Annotated in this window: 16 protein-coding genes; 2 read left to right on the top strand and 14 right to left on the bottom strand. The window is 73.7% G+C overall.

Annotated elements, in window-relative coordinates:
• Positions 1-68 precede the first annotated feature (68 nt).
• The 3 genes from PSR1_RS05480 to PSR1_RS05470 form a co-directional block, all read right to left on the bottom strand.
• Positions 69-2,738: a cation-translocating P-type ATPase gene (locus PSR1_RS05480; RefSeq protein WP_059436621.1), complete on the bottom strand. Its 2,670-nt coding sequence runs from the start codon at positions 2,736-2,738 to the stop codon at positions 69-71.
• Between the two features lie 140 nt (positions 2,739-2,878).
• Complete coding sequence (locus PSR1_RS05475; protein WP_059436620.1) at positions 2,879-3,697, bottom strand: OmpP1/FadL family transporter; 819 nt, start codon at positions 3,695-3,697, stop codon at positions 2,879-2,881.
• A gap of 131 nt (positions 3,698-3,828) precedes the next feature.
• Positions 3,829-4,527, bottom strand: coding sequence for a DUF4395 family protein (locus tag PSR1_RS05470; protein ID WP_059436619.1), 699 nt, complete (start codon positions 4,525-4,527; stop codon positions 3,829-3,831).
• A 213-nt stretch (positions 4,528-4,740) separates the two neighbouring features.
• Between PSR1_RS05470 and PSR1_RS05465 the strand changes: the two genes are divergently transcribed.
• Positions 4,741-5,934, top strand: a complete 1,194-nt coding sequence (locus PSR1_RS05465; RefSeq protein ID WP_059436618.1) for a lactate racemase domain-containing protein — start codon at positions 4,741-4,743, stop codon at positions 5,932-5,934.
• A gap of 34 nt (positions 5,935-5,968) precedes the next feature.
• Positions 5,969-7,267, top strand: a complete 1,299-nt coding sequence (locus PSR1_RS05460; protein WP_059436617.1) for a pyridoxal phosphate-dependent aminotransferase — start codon at positions 5,969-5,971, stop codon at positions 7,265-7,267.
• A 26-nt stretch (positions 7,268-7,293) separates the two neighbouring features.
• Here the strand turns inward: PSR1_RS05460 and hypB are convergent, their stop codons facing one another.
• The 11 genes from hypB to PSR1_RS05405 all read right to left on the bottom strand — a co-directional run bounded on the left by hypB (position 7,294) and on the right by PSR1_RS05405 (position 19,157).
• Positions 7,294-8,136, bottom strand: coding sequence for a hydrogenase nickel incorporation protein HypB (gene hypB / locus PSR1_RS05455; RefSeq protein WP_059436616.1), 843 nt, complete (start codon positions 8,134-8,136; stop codon positions 7,294-7,296).
• Positions 8,136-8,480: a hydrogenase maturation nickel metallochaperone HypA gene (locus tag PSR1_RS05450; RefSeq protein WP_059436615.1), complete on the bottom strand. Its 345-nt coding sequence runs from the start codon at positions 8,478-8,480 to the stop codon at positions 8,136-8,138. The genes hypB and PSR1_RS05450 overlap by 1 nt, the downstream gene beginning before the upstream one ends.
• Positions 8,481-8,493: 13 nt before the next feature.
• Entirely contained in the window at positions 8,494-9,519 is a 1,026-nt protein-coding gene (hypE, locus tag PSR1_RS05445) for a hydrogenase expression/formation protein HypE (RefSeq protein WP_059436614.1), read from the bottom strand.
• Between the two features lie 16 nt (positions 9,520-9,535).
• Positions 9,536-10,672 (bottom strand): hydrogenase formation protein HypD, encoded by a 1,137-nt coding sequence (gene hypD, locus PSR1_RS05440; RefSeq protein WP_059436613.1) that lies wholly within the window; start codon positions 10,670-10,672, stop codon positions 9,536-9,538.
• 11 nt (positions 10,673-10,683) lie between these two features.
• On the bottom strand, positions 10,684-10,989 hold the full coding sequence (locus PSR1_RS05435; RefSeq protein WP_237757829.1) for a HypC/HybG/HupF family hydrogenase formation chaperone: 306 nt from the start codon (positions 10,987-10,989) through the stop codon (positions 10,684-10,686).
• A gap of 9 nt (positions 10,990-10,998) precedes the next feature.
• Positions 10,999-13,320, bottom strand: a complete 2,322-nt coding sequence (hypF, locus tag PSR1_RS05430) for a carbamoyltransferase HypF (RefSeq protein ID WP_059436612.1) — start codon at positions 13,318-13,320, stop codon at positions 10,999-11,001.
• A gap of 143 nt (positions 13,321-13,463) precedes the next feature.
• Positions 13,464-13,991 (bottom strand): hydrogenase maturation protease, encoded by a 528-nt coding sequence (locus PSR1_RS05425; RefSeq protein ID WP_059436611.1) that lies wholly within the window; start codon positions 13,989-13,991, stop codon positions 13,464-13,466.
• A gap of 93 nt (positions 13,992-14,084) precedes the next feature.
• The gene (locus PSR1_RS05420) at positions 14,085-15,818 is read right to left on the bottom strand and encodes a nickel-dependent hydrogenase large subunit (RefSeq protein WP_059436610.1); all 1,734 of its coding nucleotides are present in this window, start codon (positions 15,816-15,818) and stop codon (positions 14,085-14,087) included.
• A gap of 11 nt (positions 15,819-15,829) precedes the next feature.
• The gene (locus PSR1_RS05415; protein ID WP_059436609.1) at positions 15,830-17,077 is read right to left on the bottom strand and encodes a Ni/Fe-hydrogenase cytochrome b subunit; all 1,248 of its coding nucleotides are present in this window, start codon (positions 17,075-17,077) and stop codon (positions 15,830-15,832) included.
• The gene (gene hybA / locus PSR1_RS05410; protein WP_059436608.1) at positions 17,074-18,027 is read right to left on the bottom strand and encodes a hydrogenase 2 operon protein HybA; all 954 of its coding nucleotides are present in this window, start codon (positions 18,025-18,027) and stop codon (positions 17,074-17,076) included. Before hybA ends, PSR1_RS05415 begins: the two co-directional genes overlap by 4 nt.
• 5 nt (positions 18,028-18,032) lie before the next feature.
• Complete coding sequence (locus tag PSR1_RS05405) at positions 18,033-19,157, bottom strand: hydrogenase small subunit (RefSeq protein WP_059436607.1); 1,125 nt, start codon at positions 19,155-19,157, stop codon at positions 18,033-18,035.
• Between the last annotated feature and the right edge of the window lie 479 nt (positions 19,158-19,636).

The raw sequence follows: 19,636 nt of genomic DNA, 5'->3' as shown, positions 1-19,636 counted from the left end.
ACACCGGAGCGTTTCCGCGTGGCACAGGGGCACCCCGTCCGGCATCCGTCCCCGGCGAGGCGACGCCGTCACGCGGACGGGGCGGCGCGGCGGACGGCGACCTTCGCGAGCTCCAGCACGGGCAGCACCGTGAGGGCCGCGCCCGTCACCAGCAGCCAGTCCGCCGCCGGGAGCGCGTAGGTGCCGAAGGCGGCCCGCAGCGGCGGCAGGTAGACGATCAGGAGCAGGAGCGCCAGCTCCCAGCCGATGGCGAGGTTCAGCCAGCGGTTCGCGAACGGCCGGCGCAGCACCGAGTGGCGCACGGAGCGGAACGCGAACGCCTTCGCGAACTGCACCAGCACGAGCGACATGAAGCACATGGTCATCGCCTCGGCGTCGCCGCGGCCGGAGGCGCGCGCCCAGGCGAACAGGCCCAGGTTGACGACCGTGGACCAGGCGCCGCCGGTCGCGATGAGCGCCACCACCGGCCGCGTGAAGATCCCCTGCCGCGGGTCCCGGGGCGGCAGCCGCATCAGGTCGCCCTCGGGGGGATCGACCGCCAGCGCCAGCGCCGGCAGCCCGTCGGTGGCCAGGTTCACGTAGAGGATCTGCACCGCCGTCAGCGGCAGCGGCAGGCCGAGCAGGGTGGCGGCGGCCATGAGCCCGATCTCGCCCACGTTCGAGGAGAGCAGGTACATGAGGTACTTCTTCACGTTCGCGAAGATGCCGCGGCCCTCCTCCACCGCGCCGACGATGGACGCGAAGTTGTCGTCGGTGAGCGTCATCGCCGCCGCCTCGCGGGTGACGTCGGTGCCGGTGATGCCCATGGCCACGCCGATGTCGGCCTTCTTGAGCGCGGGGGCGTCGTTCACGCCGTCGCCGGTCATCGCCACCACCTCGCCGCGCGACTGGAGCGCGGTGACGATGCGCAGCTTGTCGGCGGGGGAGACGCGCGCGTAGACCTCGATGTCCTGCACCCGCGCGCCCAGCTCCGCGTCGGAGAGGCGCGCCAGCTCGGGCCCGGTCACCACCGTCCCGGTGCGGAGCAGCCCCAGCTCGCCCCCGATGGCGCGGGCGGTGACCGGGTGGTCGCCGGTGATCATCACGACCCGGATGCCGGCCGCGGCGCAGCGCTCCAGCGCGGCGCGGGCCTCCGGGCGCGGCGGGTCGATCATCGCCACCAGCCCGAGCAGCGTCAGGTCGCGCTCGGCCCCGGCGAGGGACGCGCCGGCCCCGCGCGCCACGGCGAGCACGCGCAGCGCCCGCTCCGCCATGCCGCGGACCACCTCGAGCAGCGCGGCGCGGCCGGCCTCGTCGAGCGGCCGCTCCCCGTCGCCGCTCGCCACCCGGGTGCAGGCGGGGACGATCACCTCCGGCGCGCCCTTGGCGAACGCCACCGGCCCGCGCGCGGTGCGGTGCAGGGTGGTCATCCGCTTGCTCTCGGAGGTGAACGGGATCTCGCCGACGCGCGGCGCGCGCGCGTCCAGCTCGGCGCGGTCGAGGCCGGCCTTCAGCGCCGCCACCACCAGCGCCGCCTCGGTGGGATCGCCGGAGACGGTCAGGTCGCCGGACGGCGTGCGCTCCACCCTGGCGTCCGAGGCGAGCACCGCGCCCCCGAGCAGCGCGAGCAGGGCGGGCGGCGAGTCCACCGGCGCGCCCTCGTGCAGGAACCCGCCCTCGACGCGGTAGCCGGAGCCGGTCACCTCCAGCGTGCGCCCGTCCACGTGCAGCGCGCGGACGGTCATCTCGTCGCGGGTGAGCGTGCCGGTCTTGTCCGAGCAGATGACGGTGGTGGAGCCGAGCGTCTCCGCGGCGGCGAGCCGGCGCACCAGCGCGTTCCGGCGCGCCAGCCGCTGCACGCCCAGCGCGAGCGCGATGGTGACCACCGCCGGCAGCGCCTCCGGCACCACCGCCACCGCGAGCGCGATGGCGAATACCACCATCTCGAGGAACGGCTGGCCCCGCAGGAGCCCCAGCCCGGCGAGCAGCACCACCACCACGATGGCCGCGCGGGCGAGCTGCTTCCCCACCCGGTCCAGCTCGAGCTGCAGCGGGGTCCGCGCCGGCTTCACCTCGGCGAGCATGCGGGCGATGGCGCCCAGCTCGGTGCCGGCGCCGGTGGCCACCACCACGGCGCGGCCGCGCCCGTAGGTGGCGGCGGTGCCGCCGAACAGCATGTCGGTGCGATCGCCGATGGCGACCGGGCCGGCGGGGAGCGGCTCCTCGGTCTTCGTCACCGGCACCGACTCGCCGGTGAGCGCCGCCTCGTCCGCCTGCAGGTTGACGGCCTCGACCACCCGCGCGTCGGCGGGGATCCGGTCGCCGGCGTGGATCACGAGCAGGTCCCCCGCCACCACCTCGCGCGCCGGGACCTTCCGCTCCGCGCCGCCGCGGATCACCGTGGCGAGCGGTGCGGCCATCCGGCGGAGCGCCGCGAGCGCGTTCTCGGCCCGGTACTCCTGCACGAACCCGAGCACCACCGTGAACACCAGGATGGCGCCGATGGTGGCCGCCTCGAGGTCGTGGCCGAGGGACAGCGAGAGCGCGATCGCGACCATCAGGATCACGACCAGCACGTTCTTGAACTGGGCGGCGAGCAGCGCGAGCGCCGGGGCGCGGCGCGCGCGGGCGAGCTCGTTGGGCCCGTGCTCCTCCAGGCGGCGGGCCGCCTCCGCGGGGTCGAGGCCGGCCGGTCCGGAGCCGAGCCGCGCGAACGCGTCGGTGGCGGACAGCGCATGCCACTCCGGGACGTTCGCCATCGGGCCCCCGGCTGCCTGGGTGATCGCGCCCAGTGTACGGCGCGGGCGCCGGTCCTGCGGCGGAAACCGGGCGCGTGCGGCGGCGCGCCGCCGGGCTGCGGTGGGATGCCGCCGGGGCCGGCGCTCCGGCGGCCGCGCCGTCAGAACCGGTACGCGACCCCGAGGTCGATCTGCAGCTGCGACATCTCGGTGCGGTAGGCGGCGATGCCCTGGCCGGTGCCGCCCATGGGCGGCGGGGGCGACGCGTTCGCGCCGGAGATCGAGGCCGCCGGCGCGTACACCGCCGCAACATTCACGGTTAGTGCCTGGCCCGCGCGGACGCCGGCGCCCGCGGTGAGGTGGTGGTCCGCCACCGCCGGGAAGGCCAGGTTCTCGAAGGCCCGCGACCGGTCGAGCGGCGCCTTGCCGTAGTTCCAGCCGGCCCGGAGGTCCAGCGCGCGCACGGGCGTGACCTGCGCCCCGAGCTTGAGGACCCACTGGTCGTGCCAGCCCATGTCGAACGGGAGAGCGCCGGTGGTCGCCGGGTCGGAGGTGTAGCGGGGGAGCCCGTCGCCCAGCGTGGCGGACCAGTCGATCCACTGCACGTCGGCGGCGAGGAGCACCGCGTGCCAGGGCGCGAACGACGCGCCGACGGTCACGCTCTGCGGCTGGTCGAGGGCGAGCCGGTCGGTGCCGCCGGGGATGGTGCTGCCCGGCGAGAACGGATCGGGCCGCGCGGGGACGTGGAACGAGAAGTCCTGGAACGAGCTGCGCGACTCCCAGGCGGCGCCGAGGCTCACCCCACCCGCCAGCGTCCACCGCAGGCCCACCGTGGCGCCGAGGCCGAGCGCGGTCGCGGTGTCGTGCTTCGCCTGACCGGCGCCGCTCGCCACGTCGTACTCCATCTGCGCCAGCATCAGGTTGGCGGTGACGCCGATCGAGAGCGGGCGGGGCAGGGCGACGGGGCTGCGGTTCGGCACGGGGACCTCCGGGTCGGGCGGCGGCGTGGGGCCTGGGACGCGATAACGGACGATGAGCCGTAATAGCGGACAGCGGGGCGATGGGTGCGCCTCCGCCCGCCTGGCGCGCGCGGGCGGCGGCGGTCGAGCGCTCAGCCGGTGATGCGCCGGATCACCGCGCCGTCGGCGGCGACCTCGACGGCGAGCGGGACCACCGCGACGCCGTACTTCCGCGCGAGGTCGGGCCGCCGGGCGACGTCGACGAGCACCGGGCCGTGCCGCTCGCCGGCGAGGCGCCGCGCCAGCTCCTGGCAGTCCGAGCACAGCGGGTGCGTGAACTGGACCACCGCGCCCTGGCCGGCCGGCACCCCGAGCTCGGCGAGGTCCACGCGCTCCACGGTGCGGCCCCGGATGCCGCGGAGCCGGGCGCCCGCCCGGTACAGCGCGCAGCCCGTGCAGAAGCCCGTCGCCGCAGAAACGAGCGCGAGCGCGGCCACCGCGCCCCCCAGCGCCCTCCCGAGCGCGGGCGCGCCGACGAGCGTCGCCGCGGTCGCGGTCCACAGGAACACCGCCCCGACCTGGTTCGCGAAGCGCGGCGGCCGGCTGTCCTCCAGCGGACCCTCGCCGAGCCGGGGCTGAACCACCTCGAAGTAGAACACGCAGGGGAGGCACCAGCGGCGGCCCAGCGCGAGGCCGAGGGTGAGCTGCAGCGCGGGCAGCGCGAACAGCGCCCACCCGCCGGTGAGCGTTCCCGCGAGCGCCAGCGCGCCGATGACCGCCTGGTTGAAGCGGGGCGCCCGCGCGTCGATGACGGCGAGGTCGCGGTAGGGATCGGCGGCGCGGGCGGGCATGCGGCGGGCTCCTCGGCTGGGCTGGAGAGGCGTCTCATATAACGGACGGACCGTCCGCCGCAACCAGACCCGCGCGGCAGGACCCTGCGGGCGTGTGCGGAGGCGGCGGAGCGCCTGCGTCCGGTATCGCGGAGTGTGCGGCGAGCAGCGGCGGAGGGCGGGTGGGGCGCCCGCCCCGGCGGCTGCGCCCCGCGGCTGGGGTACGATGCCGGCATGAGCGCGCCCGCGTCCGCCCCCGTCCTGCTCGGCTACGGCACCCGCCCGCTCCCGTTCCCGGCCGGCGTGCCGGCGCGCGTGCTCGCCGCCCCGCCCGCGCCGGCGGTGGCCGACCTGCCCGCCGCGCTGGACGCGGCGCTCGCGCACCCCGAGGGCGCCCGGCCGCTGCCGGAGGTGGCCGGCCCGCGCACGCGCGTGCTGGTGATCGTGAGCGACGCCTCCCGCGACGAGCCGCGCGCCGAGCTGTTCGCGGCGGTGCGGCGCGCGCTCGCGGTGGTCCCCGACGACCACCTCACGCTCGCGGTCGCGAACGGCACGCACGGGCCCGGGCCGCTCGAGGCGCTCGGGCTGCCGGACGAGGTGCTCCGGCGGCACCGCGTGGTGAACCACGACGCGCGCGACGAGGCCTCGATGGTGGAGATGGGCCGGACCAGCCGCGGCACGCGCCTGCGGGTGAACCGGTGCGTGGCCGAGAGCGACCTCGTCGTCACCACCGGCCGGGTGAAGCCGCACTACTTCGCCGGCTGGGGCGGCGGCGCGAAGGGCATCTTCCCCGGGCTCGGGCACGACGACGACATCCGGCAGAACCACAAGCTCAAGGCCGATCCCGCCTCGAGCCTGGGCCGCGCCGACGGCAACCCGTGCCGCGAGGACCTGGAGGAGGCGGTCCGGCGGCTCGGGCGCGACACGTACATGCTGAACGTGGTGGAGGCGGGCGGGGTGGTGATGGGCGCGGTGGCGGGCGACGTGGTCTACGCGCACCGCGCCGGCGTGCGCATGGCGCGCCCGTGGTGCGAGGTCGCCGCCGAGCCGGCCGACGTGGTGGTGGTCTCGGCGCCGCTGCCGGTCTCCGGCAGCCTGTACCAGGCCTCGAAGCTGGTCCCGCCGGCGGGGATGCTGCTGCGGGAGGGCGGCGTGGTCGTCGTCTGCGCCGAGTGCCCCGGCGGCGTGGGGCCGCTCCGGACCGTCAACGAGGGCATCTTCCAGCTGGGCGTCCGGCGCTTCCTGCCGGAGCGGTACACGCTCTTCCTGGTCTCGGGCATGCCCGAGGCCACCGTCCGCGAAACGTACGCGACGTTCGCCCCCTCGCTGGACGCGGCGCTCGCGAGCGCGCGGGAGCTCGTCGGCAAGGCCGAGCCGGACGTCCTCGTCCTTCCGGACGCCGGCGACCTCGTCCCGCGGCGGCGCTGATCGCGTCGCGGGCGCGTGGTAATCTCGCGCTCCCGTGACCGACGAACCCATCCCGCAAGGCGGAAAGCTCTCCTCGTTCCGGCAGGTCCCCCGCACCGGCGTCATCTACGCCACCGCGGAGGCGACCAAGCTCGGCTTCTCGATGCAGGATCCGGACTGGTGCAACCTCGGGCAGGGGCAGCCCGAGACCGGTCCGCTGCCCGGCGCGCCCGACCGCGTCCACTCCGTCGCCGTGTCGGTGGACGACCAGGAGTACGCGCCGGTGGCCGGCCTGTGGGAGCTGCGCGAGGAGGTGGCCGGCCTCTACAACCGGCTGTACCGCCGCGGCCTGCCCTCGCAGTACAAGGCCGAGAACGTCTCCATCTCCGGCGGCGGCCGCACCTCGCTCACCCGCGCCGCGGCGAGCCTCGGGCGCGTGAACATGGGCCACTTCCTGCCCGACTACACCGCCTACGAGGAGCTGCTGGACCTGTTCCGCACCTTCACGCCCATCCCCATCCTGCTGGAGGGCGAGCGCGGGTACGCGTTCACGGTGGACGACCTGCGCCGCGAGGTGACCGGCCGCGGGCTCTCGGCGCTGCTCCTCTCCAACCCCTGCAACCCCACCGGCAAGCTGGTGCAGGGCGACGAGCTGGCGCGCTGGGTCGAGCTGGCGCGCGAGCTCGAGTGCGCCATGCTCATGGACGAGTTCTACTCGCACTACGTCTGGACGGCGCCGCCGGGCCGGCTGCCGGTGGAGAGCGCGGCGCGGTACGTCGAGGACGTGGACCGCGATCCGATCGTGCTGTTCGACGGGCTCACCAAGAACTGGCGCTACCCGGGCTGGCGCGTCACCTGGACGGTCGGGCCGCGCAAGGTCATCGACGCGGTGGCGAGCGCCGGCTCGTTCCTGGACGGCGGCGGCTCGAAGCCGCTCCAGCGCGCGGCCATCCCGCTGCTCGCCGAGGAGGCGGTGCGCCAGGAGACCGAGGCCATCCACCGCACCTTCGGCGAGAAGCGCCGCCACATGCTCGACGCGCTCGAGACCATGGGCGTCCGCATCGACCGCGCGCCGGACGGCACCTTCTACTGCTGGGGCAACCTCGCCAACCTGCCCGCGCCGCTCAACGACGGCATGGGCTTCTTCCGCGAGGCGCTGCGACGCAAGGTGATCGTGGTCCCCGGCGAGTTCTTCGACGTGAACCCCGGCAAGCGCCGCGCCCGCCACGTCGCCCGCTTCCGCTCCTACGTGCGCTTCTCCTTCGGCCCCTCGCTGGAGACGCTGGAGAAGGCCTTCGAGCGGCTCGCGGCGATGATCCAGGAGCGGTCGTCGGTGACCGCGTCGGTGGGGTAGGGCGCCGGCCGAGGCATGAGCGGGGGCTAGTGGCGGTGCCCGTGATCGTGCCCGTGACCGTGGCCGTGGGCATGGTCATGGGCGTGATCGTGCGGGTGCGCGTGGGTCGTCCCGTCCGCGTGCGTGTGCTCGTGACCGTGGTCGTGCCCGTGGGTGTGCGTCCGCGGCTGCGCCGGCTTCACGATGGGCCGCCGCAGCTCCTCCAGCCACGCGATCCACCGGTCCATGCCCTCGCCGGTGCGGGCGGACAGCTCGATCACCTTCGCGGTCGGCATGACGTGCGCGATGGCGTCGCGGAGCTTCGGGAGGTCCACGTCGAGGTGCGGGACGAGGTCCACCTTGGTGACGAGCACCAGGTCCGCCGCCTTGAACATGACCGGGTACTTGAGCGGCTTGTCCTCGCCCTCGGTCACCGAGAGCACCACCACGTTCGCCGCCTGGCCCAGGTCGTAGATGGCCGGGCACACCAGGTTGCCGACGTTCTCGATGAAGAACACGTCGGTGTCGCGCCAGGGGAAGTCGTGGAGGCTGCGGTGCACCAGCTCGGCGTCGAGGTGGCAGGCCTGGCCGGTGGTGATGGCCTTCGACGGGATGCCGGCCTTCTCCAGCCGGCGCGCGTCGTTGTCGGTGGCGAGGTCGGCCGAGACCGCGCCGAGGCGCCAGCCCTTCGCGGCCGCCGCCTTCGCGGTCGCCTCGAGCACGCCGGTCTTGCCGGCGCCGGGCGAGCCCATGATGTTGAGGGCGAGGACGCCGGCCTCGAGGAAGTGCTCGCGGTTGTGGCGGGCGGCGCGGTCGTTGCCGGCCAGGATCTTCTCGTGCAGCTCCACCGGGACGAGCTCGGGATCGCCGCAGCCGCAGGTCGTGCACATCAGGGCACCTCCATGTCGATGCTGTCGAGGGTGAGCGCGTCCGAGCCCTCGTCGAGGCGGGCCGGGACGTCGCAGGTCGGGCAGCGCAGCACCGCGCCGCGGGCGATGGGGGCGCGGCAGGCCGGGCAGGACCAGCGCGCCTCCAGGCGCTTCAGGGTGAGGGGCGTCTCGGCGCACAGGCTGCCGGCGCGGAACGTCTCGTAGGCGGTGCGGAACAGCTCCGGGTCCACGCCGGAGAGCTCGCCCACGCTCACGGTGAGCCCGCGGACCGCGACCGCCTCGCGGCGCCGCGCCTCCTGCTCCACGCGCCTGACCAGCGCCTCCACCAGGGAATACTCGTGCATGCGGCTCGCCTGCCTAGCAGATGCGCGGCAGGAGCTCCCCCTCGGGCTCGGCCAGCATGCGCTTGCCGAAGCCGGTGTCGAGGATCACCGCGCCGGGCCGCTCGGCGATGGCCCGCGCGAACACGGTGGCGCGCGCGCCGAGCGGGTGCGCGCGGAGCGCGGCCAGCACCTTGTCGGCCGAGCGGGCCCGCACGCCGATCACCGCCTTGCCCTCGTTCGCGACGAGCAGCGGGTCGATGCCGATCATCTCGCCGGCGGCCCGCACCTCGTCGTTGATCGGCAGCGACGGCTCGTCCACCACGATGCCGACGCCGCCCTTCGCGGCCATCTCGTGCAGCACGCCCGCCACGCCGCCGCGGGTCGGGTCCTTCATCGCGACCACGTCCTCGCCGCCGGCGGCGAGCGCCGCGCGGACCAGCCCGTTGATGGGCGCGACGTCGGAGCGGAGGTCGCCCTCCAGCCGCAGGTCGTGCCGCCGGGCCATCACCGCCATGCCGTGATCGCCGATCGAGCCGGTGACGACGAGCACGTCGCCGGCCCGCAGCCCGGCGTCCGAGACCACCCGGTCGGCCAGCGCCACGCCGGTGGTGTTGAGCACGATGCCGTCCACCTGGCCCTTGCCCATCACCTTGGTGTCGCCGGTGACGATGGGCGCGCCGGCCTCCTTCGCCGTCTCGCGCATCGAGGCCACCACCCGCTCCAGGTCGGCGCGCGGGAAGCCCTCCTCCAGGATCACCGCGCAGGTCAACCCCACCGGCTCGGTGGCGCCCATCATGGCGAGGTCGTTCACCGTGCCCGAGACGCTGATCCGGCCGATGTCGCCGCCCGGGAAGAAGATGGGGTGCACCACGTGCGAGTCGGTGGTGATCACCAGCCAGCGGTCGCCCACGCGGATCGCCGCGCCGTCGTCCAGCGCCGAGAGCCCGATGCCGTCCACCGGCGAGGCCAGCGAGAGGAACACGTCCTCGATGAGCTGGCGCATGGCGCGCCCGCCGGAGCCGTGCTTCAGGCCGATCTTCTGCTGCACCTTCGTGTCCATGGGTCTCCGCGCCTTCCTAGCCGACCTTGCGCAGATCGGGCACGCCGCCGTACGTGTGCCAGATCCGGCACTGCCCCTCCGACGACACCATGCACGCGCCCACCGGCGACTCCGGGACGCAGGTGGTGCCGAACAGCGCGCAGTGCTCCGGGGTGGCGAGGCCGAGCATGATCCGGCCGCAGATGCACCCCTTCGCCTCCTCCTCCGCCGCCGCGTCGCGCACGCCCGCCGTGTCGATGCGGAAGCGGTTGCGGGCGTCGAGCGCGGCCAGCTCGGGCACGAGCTCGAGGTTGCCGCCCGGGACGTCGGCGATGCCGCGCCATCGGCCGGTCACGGTGCGGAACGCCCGCCACAGCGAGCGCTGCGCGGGGAGGTTGCCCTCCTTCGTCACGCAGCGCGGGTAGACGTTCGCCACCTCCGGCCGCCGCTCGCGGATGAGCTCGGTGAGCTTCACCAGCGCGGCCAGGATGTCGAGCGGCTCGAAGCCGGCCACCACCACCGGCGCGCCGGTGCGGGCCGCGAACGGCTCGAAGATGGCCCAGCCGGTGATGATCGCGGCGTGGCCGGCCGCGACGTAGCCCTCGATGTGCGTCTCCTTCGACGCGGCCACGATCTCCATCGCCGCCGGCACGTACTTGTGCACCGAGAGGATGGAGAAGTTCGGGGGCGGCGAGGCGAGCGCCACCGCCGCGGTCGCCACCGCGGTGGTCTCGAAGCCGCTCGCCAGGAACACCACCTGCTCCTCGGGGTGCGCCTGGGCGAGCTCGACCGCCTGCGAGATCGAGTAGACCACCTCGACCTTGCCGCCGTCGGCCTGCGCGTCGGCGAGCGAGCGCGCGGTGCCGGGGAGGCGGAGCATGTCACCGTAGGTGCACACGCGCACGCCCTGCATGGCGAGCGCGACCGCCTCGTCCACCTCCGGGCCGTCCGTGACGCACACCGGGCAGCCCGGGCCCATGATGAGCTCCAGGCCGGGCGGGAGCACCGCGCGCAGGCCGAAGCGGGCGATGGCCTGCTCGTGGCTGCCGCACACGTGCATCACCGACACCTCGCGGCCGATGGCGTCCATGTTGTGGCGGAGCGCCTCGGCGAGCGCGCGGGCGCGGGCCGGATCGCGGAACTTGAGCTGCCGGAAGAGATCCTCGTTCGACATCGCCGGCCCTCCTACTTCTGGTCCTTCCCGGCGGCCATCTCGCCCCGGACGTCGGCGGCCATGAGGTCCTCCTTCGCGCCGGAGACCTCCAGGATCTGGTCGAACAGCGCCAGCGTCTCCTGGACCTCCTCGGGCGGGATGCGCCGGATGGCGAAGCCCACGTGGTTGAGCACGTAGTCGCCCACCTGCACCGGCTCGTCCACGATGTCGAGGCGGAGCGACTTGCGCACGCCGAAGAAGTCCACCGTGGCGTCGAGCCCGTCGATGGCGATGACCTTCCCTGGAACCCCGAGGCACATGTCTTCCGTCTCCTCCACCGGCCGGCGCTAGGCGCGGGCCACCGCGTCGGCGACCACCGCCTGGCCGAGCGCGATCCCGCCGTCGCCGGGCGGCACCTCGCCGTGCTGGTATACCGCGAACTCTCCCTCCAGCCGCGCGCGGATCGCCTCCGCGAGCCGCGCGTTCTGGAAGCAGCCGCCGGTCAGCACCACCGGCAGCCGCCCGGCCCGGCGCGCCGCCCGCCGGACCTGCTCGGCGCCGGCCGCGGCGAGCGCCGCGTGGAAGCGCGCCGAGATCTCCCCGGCCGGCCGGGCCGCCAGGACGTCCGCCGCGAGCGCGCGCCACAGCGGGCGCAGGTCGAGCGCCTCCACCGGCCCGGACGCGTCGAGGTCGAACGGGTAGGGCGGCGCCTCGTGGCCGTGCGCGGCCGCGTCGAGCGCGAGCGCGAGCTGCCCCTCGAAGCGCGCCGACGGGCGGCACAGCGCGAGCGCGCCGGCGGCGTCGAAGGCGCGCCCGGCCCCGTGGGCGGGCGGCGCGTTCAGGCCGGCGGCGAGCATGCGGCCGACCACCTCCAGCTCCCGCGCCGGCACCCCCGCGAACAGGGGGAGGCGGTCGAGCGGGGCGTCCTCGCCGAACGCGTCGAGCAGCGCCGCGAGCGCGATGCGCCAGGGATCGCGGATGGCGCGGTCGCCGCCCGCCAGCGCCACCGGCCGGAAGGTGGCGAGCCGCTCGAAGCGCGCCGCCTCGGCGAGCAGGAGCTCCCCGCCCCAGGACGCGCCGTCGGCGCCGAGCCCGGTGCCGTCCCAGCACAGCGCCAGGACCGGGCCCTCGAGGCCGTGCTCGGCCATGCAGGCGGCGGCGTGCGCGTGGTGGTGCTGGACCTCGACGAGCGGCAGCGAGGCCGCCTTGGCCCGCTCGCGCGCCCAGCGCGTGGAGAGGTAGAGCGGGTGGAGGTCGCAGGCGAGCAGCTCGGGGCGGAAGGCGAGGAACGCCTCCAGCCGCGCCACCGCCGCCTCGAACGCGCCGTAGGTCTCGAGGCCGTCGAGGTCGCCCACGTGCGGGCCCAGGGTGGCCTCGTCGCCCCGCGCCAGGCAGCAGGCGTTCTTGAGCTGCGCGCCCGCCGCCAGCACCGGGCGGGCGAAGCGCCGGGCGGTGCGCACCGGGCGCGGCACGAACCCGCGGCTGCGGCGCATGACCAAGGGCCGCCCCGCCACCACCCGCGCCACCGAGTCGTCGCAGCGCGAGGCGATGGGCCGGTCGTGGACCAGGAACAGGTCGGCGATGCCGCCGAGCCGCGCCAGCGCGTCCTCGTCCTCGAAGGCGATGGGCTCGTCGGAGAGGTTCGCGCTCGTCATCACCAGCGGCACGCCGGCGTCGGCGAGCAGCAGGTGGTGGAGCGGCGCGTACGCCAGCATGAGCCCGACGATGGGGCTGCCGGGCGCGAGCTCCGGGGCGAGCGCCGCGCCGGGCCGCCGGCGGCAGAGCACGATGGGACGCTCGGGGGCGGCGAGCAGCGCCGCCTCGTCCGGCGAGAGCTCGGCGAGCGCCCGCGCGGCCCCGAGGTCCGCCACCATGACCGCGAGCGGCTTCTCCTCGCGGCGCTTCCGCTCGCGCAGCGTCCGCACCGCGGCGGGCGCGCTCGCGTCGCACGCGAGGTGGTACCCGCCGAGCCCCTTCACCGCGGCGACGCCGCCGGAGCGCAGGAGCGCGGCGCAGTCGCGGATCGGGTCGGCGGAGGGGCGCGGCGCGCCGGCGGCGTCCCGCAGCGCGACGCGCGGGCCGCACACGGGGCACGCGTTCGGCTGCGCGTGGAAGCGCCGGTCGAGCGGGTCGCCGTACTCGCGCGCGCAGGCCGGGCACATCCGGAAGCCGGCCATGGTGGTGGCGGGCCGGTCGTAGGGGACGCCCAGCGCGATGGTGAAGCGCGGGCCGCAGGCGGTGCAGTTCGTGAAGGGGTAGCGGTGGCGGCGATCGGCGGGGTCGCGCAGCTCGTCGAGGCACTCGGGGCAGGTGGCGAGGTCCGGCGGGATGGCCACCCGCCGCTCGGCCGCCCCGCCGCTCTCCACGATCTCGAAGCGCGCCGCCGGCTCGGCGGGGATGGGCTCGGCGCGCAGCGCGGCGATGGAGGCGGCGGGCGGGCGGTCGCTCACCAGGCGGGCCTGGAACGCGTCCAGCGCGGCGCGCGGGCCGAACGCCTCGATGGTCACGCCGGCCGCGTCGTTGCGGACGCGGCCGGTCACGCCGGTCTGGTGCGCCAGCCGGTAGACGAACGGCCGGAAGCCGACGCCCTGCACCGTGCCGCTCACGGCGATCCGCCGCCCCTCGCCGGAGCGATCCGGCCCGCCGTCTGTGGTCCGCTGCGTGGTCATGCGGAGCGGCGCGTGCGCCTGGGCCTTCCGTGCTGGGGCGGCGCGAGCTTACCGCCGCGCCTTTCGCCGCCGCAACGCGGGGCGGCCACCCGGTGGATCAACGTCCGTTTGCCCGGCGCGCATTCCCTGCGGCGCGCCCGGCGCTATCCGGCCCGGCCCTTCTCCCACCACAGGTCCGGCTCGGCCGGCGGGTCGCGGGGCCGCGGCGCGACGCCCAGCGCCCGCAGCTCGGACAGCACCTGCTCGACCGCCGCCGGCACCGCGGCCTGCACCGAGGGCGAGAGCGCGCAGCCGAGGTCGGTCCGCTCCGCCACCACGCCCACCAGGCGCACCGTGGCCGGGCACACGCCCATGAACTCGGCGTTCATGACCGCCTCGCGCAGCCCGGGCTCGTGCGGGCTCACCGCCAGCACCGGCGAGCGCTTCACCAGGTCCTCGCGCGAGTAGGTCCGCAGCTCGCCCGGCGCGGCGCGCGCCTTGACCGCGTCCACCAGGACGGCCGCGTCGAGGCCGGCGAAGTAGGCGGTGAGGTCGAGGCCGGGCGTGCCGGCGTCCACCACCTCGACGCCCGGCAGCTCCCAGCGGGCCTCCAGCACCTTCACCACGTACGGCCCGACGGCGTCGTCGCCGGTGAGCACGTTGCCGATGCCGAAGACCGCGATGCGCGCCACCCGAGCCTCCTCCCCGCCGCGGCGGGGCTCCCGAAAAGGCCGATCCCGTCCCCGGCGGTCGAGGACGGGATCGGATGTACCACCCGACGCGGGCTACAGCACCTTCACCCGGGCGATCTCGTCACCCTCGGCGTCCACGGTGTGGATGGCGCAGGCGAGGCACGGGTCGAACGAGTGGATGGTGCGGAGCGCCTCGAGCGGCAGCTTCGGGTCGGCGATGGGGTTGCCGACGAGCGACTTCTCGTAGGGGCCCAGGGCGCCGCTCGCGTCGCGCGGGCCGGCGTTCCAGGTCGAGGGCACGACGCACTGGTAGTTCTTCAGCTTCATGCCCTTCTTGTCGGCCTCGATCACGCACCAGTGCGAGAGCGTGCCGCGCGGCGCCTCGTGGAAGCCGACGCCCTTGTAGATGCCGGGCTTCAGGTTCGCCATCGGGTCCACCCAGATGCGCGTGTCGCCCTTGCCGATGTTCTCGACCAGGAGCTTCCACTGCTTCTGGGCCATCTCGGCCATCATGGCCGCGCGGATGGCGCGGGCCGCGTGACGGCCGAGCGTCGAGTGGAGGTGCGCCGGGGTGAGGTCGATCTTGTGGATCGCCTTCACCGCGCCGATGGCCGCGGTGGCCCACCGGGTGGTGGGCTCGTGGCCGGAGGCGAGGCCCACCAGCACGCAGGCGAGCGGCCCGACCTGCACCGGCTTGCCCTCGAGGCGCGGCGCCTTCACCCAGGTGTAGCGGTCGGGCGCGGGCGTCTCGTGCTTCCACTCACCGGCGAACTTCGGCTTGTCGTCCTCCTCCCACGGGCCCTTGGCCCAGGCGCCGTCGTAGTGGGCGTGCGCGATCGACTCCGTCACGTTCTGCTTCAGGTAGTCGTCGTTCCAGCCCGCCAGCTTGTGCGCCAGCTCGAGCTTGCCGTTCCAGAGCACGCCGCCCGGGATGTCGAACTTCGACATCTTCTCGTCCAGCGGGAGCTCGGGCACCGAGAGGTAGTTCGTCACGCCGGCGCCGTACTTGAACCAGTCCGGGTAGAAGCCGCCGATGGCGGCCACGTCGGGCAGGTAGCACTGCTGCACGAAGGTGGCGACCTCGTCGATGAGGGTCTTCACCTGGTACAGCTTCTCCATGTTCAGCGCGGCCGGGCTGTCCAGGTTGATGGCGTTGGCCACGCCGCCCACCGCCAGGTTCTGGATGTTCGGCGTCTTCGAGCCGAGGATCGCCACCGCCATGTTGGCCTTGCGCTGGATCTCCAGCGCCTGGAGGTAGTGCGCGACCGCGAGCAGGTTCACCTCCGGCGAGAGCTTCATCGCCGGGTGGCCCCAGTAGCCGTTGGTGAAGATGCCCATCTGGCCGGCCTTCACGAAGCCCTCGAGGCGCGCCTTCACCGCCGCGAGCTCGTGCTTCGAGTTGCCCGGCCAGCTGGAGATCGACTCGGCGAGCTGCGCCGCCTTCACCGGGTCGGCCTTCAGGGCGCTGGTCACGTCCACCCAGTCCAGCGCGGACAGCTGGTAGAAGTGGACGATGTGATCGTGCAGCGTGTGCGCCGTGACGATCAGGTTGCGGATGAGCTGCGCGTTCAGCGGGATCTCGAGGCCGAGCGCGTTCTCCACGCTGCGCACCGAGGCGATCGCGTGCACGGTGGTGCACACGCCGCAGATGCGCTGGGTGAAGATCCAGGCGTCGCGGGGATCGCGGCCCTGGAGGATGGTCTCGATGCCGCGCCACATGGTGCCCGAGGACCATGCGTTCTTGACCGCGCCCCCGTCGACCTCGACGTCGATGCGGAGGTGACCCTCGATGCGCGTGACCGGGTCGATGGTGATGAGCTTGCTCATTTAGGCACCCCTCAGTGGCCGGAAGCGGCCCGGACCTCGCCGCGGCCGATCGTGGACTTCTTCCCCTGGTCGACGACGACGACGGGGAACAGACGGGAGATGAAGACGAAGATGGCCATGCCGATGGCGGCCATGCCGATGGTGACGACCGTCTCGCCGACGGACGGGAAGTAGTCCCACCCCGCGGCGATGGACTTGCCGTCGGCGGTCCAGCCGGCCGGCCGGTACATGGTCATGTACGTGTCGGCGCGGTAGACGGCGCCGGCGAGCACGGCCAGGAGCGCGGCGCCGAACAGCTTGCCGCGGTTCCGCTGCACGCCGGGCATGACGAACATGACGGCCGGCGCGATGAACAGCGCCATCTCCACCAGGAACAGGAAGGTGGGGAAGTCGGCGCCGAGGAACCTGAGCTTGCCGTGCAGCACGATGTCGCCGAGGCGGAGCACCACGTACAGCAGCAGGAAGCCCGCGTTCACCTTCGACATGCTGGCGAACAGCGCCTGGTCCTGCTTCGCGTTCCAGTTCAGCCGCAGGATGTTCACCAGCACCACCACCGCGCCGTAGCCCATCGACAGGCAGGACACGAGGAAGAGCGTGGGGAGCAGCGCGGTGTGCCAGAACGGGTGGAGCTTCGGGCCGGCGATGAGGTACAGGCCGCCCAGCGAGCTCTGGTGCATGGTGGGGAGCAGGATGGCGAGCGCGATGATGTACGGCATCGCCTTCGCCATGCGCGCGCCCCAGCGCTTCCCGATGGCGGACCACCTGGGTGACTTGCTCTGGGCGGCGCCGTCGAAGATCGCCGGCAGCACCTCGATCCAGAGGACCATCACGTACATCATCACGCAGACCGCGACCTCGAGGAGCGCGGAGCTGAGGTTCCACCACGGGACGATGGGCAGCGTCACCGCGTTCCAGTAGCGGCCCAGCGCGATCATGATCGAGCTGCCGCCCAGCGTGTACGCGATGGCGCCGAGCAGCACCGCCGGCCGCACCAGGCCGTGGTACTGGCCCTTGTTGAGCAGGTAGCAGAGGAGCCCGACGCCGTAGGCGCCGGCGCCGATGCCGGTGAAGACGACGACGTTGATCGGCTCCCAGATGCCCCAGGTGAAGCCGTCGGTCATGTTGGAGACCGAGCCGATCCCCGTGACGAACCGGTAGGCCATCACCAGGGCGGAGACGCCGAAGACGGCGAGCAGGACCTTCATGAGGGGGTCGAAGAGCTTGCCCCCGATGGCCTGCGGGTGGTCGTGGCCGCTCATCGCTTGCCCTCCTCGCCGTGCTCGGCGGCCTCTTCCTTCTTCTTGTTGCGGTTGATGACGAAGGCCATCGCCGCGTACAGCGCGATCGGCGTCACGCCGTACAGGTACGGCGCGTGCGAGACGCTCTCCGAGAACTCCGCCTGCGAGCGCTCGGGGAGGTCGGGGAGGCCGAGGTCGTGGAACTGCACCCCGGCGGCGGCGAGGTACAGCACCTGCGTGCCGCCGCCGTCGTGCTCGCCGTAGACGTGCGGGTTGTAGCGCTGCGGGTCGGCGGCGACGCGCCGCTTCGCCTCGGCGAGCAGATCCTTGCGGTAGCCGAAGATCACCGCCTCGCGCGGGCAGACCTCGCAGCAGGCGGGGTTCGCGACCGCGAGCGGGCCGGACTTCTGCTCGTCGCGGCGGTGCCGGCACAGCTCGCACTTCACGATGGCGGGGAACGCCTCGAACCACTCGAACTTCGGGACGTTGAAGGCGCAGCCGATCTGGCAATAGCGGCAGCCGACGCAGGTCCACTTGTCCCAGAGGACGATGCCGGTGCCCTTCTTCTCGCCCTTGAAGTCGCGCTTCCCCTCGCCCTCCTTGTGCAGCGCGCCCAGCATGCAGACGGACACGCAGGAGGGATCCACGCAGTGCATGCACTGCTGCTTCATGTAGTGCTGCGTGTCGCCGGCGGGGAACGCCTTGATGACGTTCTTGGTGGTGCTGTTCAGGTCGTTCGGCGCGTCGTAGACGCCGCCGTTCGCCTCCACCTTGTCCTCGGGGAGCTTGTTCGACACCTTGCAGGCGCTCTGGCAGGCGCGGCAGCCCACGCACAGCGTCGAGTCGAACAGCATGCCCACCGCGTCGGGGAGCGGCTCGATCTCGTGCCGGGCCTCCGCCGTGGCCGGGATGGCGACGGCGGCTCCCGCGGCGACCGCTCCCTTGAGCAGGTCTCGTCGAGAGATGGTCATCGCCGCTACTCCTTCCCGTCTGCGTCGTCGGCGGCCGCCATCTTCCGGGAGGCCACCACGCCCGCGCCGACCAGGGCGCCGATCACCGCGCCGCCCAGGCCGACCGCGACCGGGCTGCCGCCCACCACGCCGTGCTCGGGGTGGATGGCCGGGTAGGCCATCGGGGCGGTGGGGTGCTCGATGGGCAGGTTCTGGTTGATGGGCACGTTGAAGACGATGCCCTGCTCGGTGCAGCCGACGCACGGGTGGCCGATGCCGATGGGCCACGCGCCCGGCACCTCGCAGAACGAGAGGAGCGAGCAGTTGGCGTGCGTCTGCGGTCCCTTGCAGCCGATCTTGTAGAGGCACCAGCCGTTGCGGTGGCCCTCGTCGCCGTAGGCCTGCGCGAAGCGGCCGGCGTCGAAGTGCGGGCGCCGCGGGCAGTCCTCGTGGATCACGCGGCCGTAGGCGAACGCGGGGCGGCCCTTCTCGTCCAGCTTGGGCAGCGTCCCGAACGTCGCGAACTGCAGCACGGTGCCGAGGAGGTTGTACGGGTTCGCCGGGCAGCCGGGGAGCGTCACCACCGGCTTGTTGATCCCCTTCTCCTTCAGGATCTCCGGCGCGCCCACCGCCTGCGTCGGGTTCGGCGCCGCCGACGGCACGCCGCCCCAGCTCGCGCAGGAGCCGATGCAGATCACCGCCGCGGCCTTCTCGGCGCACTCGACCAGCGACTGCACCGCGGTCTTGCCGCCGACCATGCAGTAGATGCCGTCGTCCTTCTTCGGGATCGCGCCCTCGACCACGAGCACGTAGCCGCCCGCCTTCTTCGCGGACTCGAGCGCCTCCTCGATCTGCTTGCCCGCCGCGGCGAACAGCGTCTCGTGGTAGTCCACCGAGATCAGGTCGAGCACCAGCGCGCCGACGTCCGGGTGGCTGGTCCGCAGGAGCGACTCGGTGCAGCCGGTGCACTCCTGGAAGTGGAGCCAGACGACCGACGGCTTCTTCTTGCCGACGTTCTCCGCCATCTTCTCGCCGGCCCAAGCGGGCAGGCCGACGGCGGCGGCAGCGACGCTGCACACCTTGATGAAGTCACGGCGAGAGACGCCCTTGGTCTCCGGGCCGCTGATCATCTGGGAGCCGATATTGTCCATTCCGTCCTCCGGGTGCGCGCGAGACTATCGCCCCGGATTGGAATTGCAACGCGGCAAAATTGCGGAACGAGACGGGATTCCCGGCGGCGCACGATTTGCGGACGGGCCGGTGGGACGAAGGACCGCAGGCGCGCCGGCGCGCACCGAGCGGACGCGTCCAGAATTGACCAGCGTCAACGCCGACCCGGACAGAAGCGCACGGAGACCCCGAAAAATGGCATTTCTGGACTCCGCGACGCAACATTGACCGCTCCGGTCCGATACAAAAATTTGCGCGCGCTCCGGGATCGCAAAAAAAATCCGGCCATCGCCCCCGCGGCCGAGCGGATCCGGGGCGCAGGACCGGATCGCCGCGCACCGGGAGTGCGGGACCGGCCGGGGAGCCCGGAAAGCGTGAATTGACCATCCGTGAGCACGCGAAGCGCCAATTCCGTGGCGCGGGAAATGCCGGGACGCGGCGCGCGCCGCGCGATCAGCCC

The organism is Anaeromyxobacter sp. PSR-1 (assembly GCF_000964525.1).
Classification (GTDB): domain Bacteria; phylum Myxococcota; class Myxococcia; order Myxococcales; family Anaeromyxobacteraceae; genus Anaeromyxobacter.
This window is presented reverse-complemented; position numbering and strand designations above follow the sequence as displayed.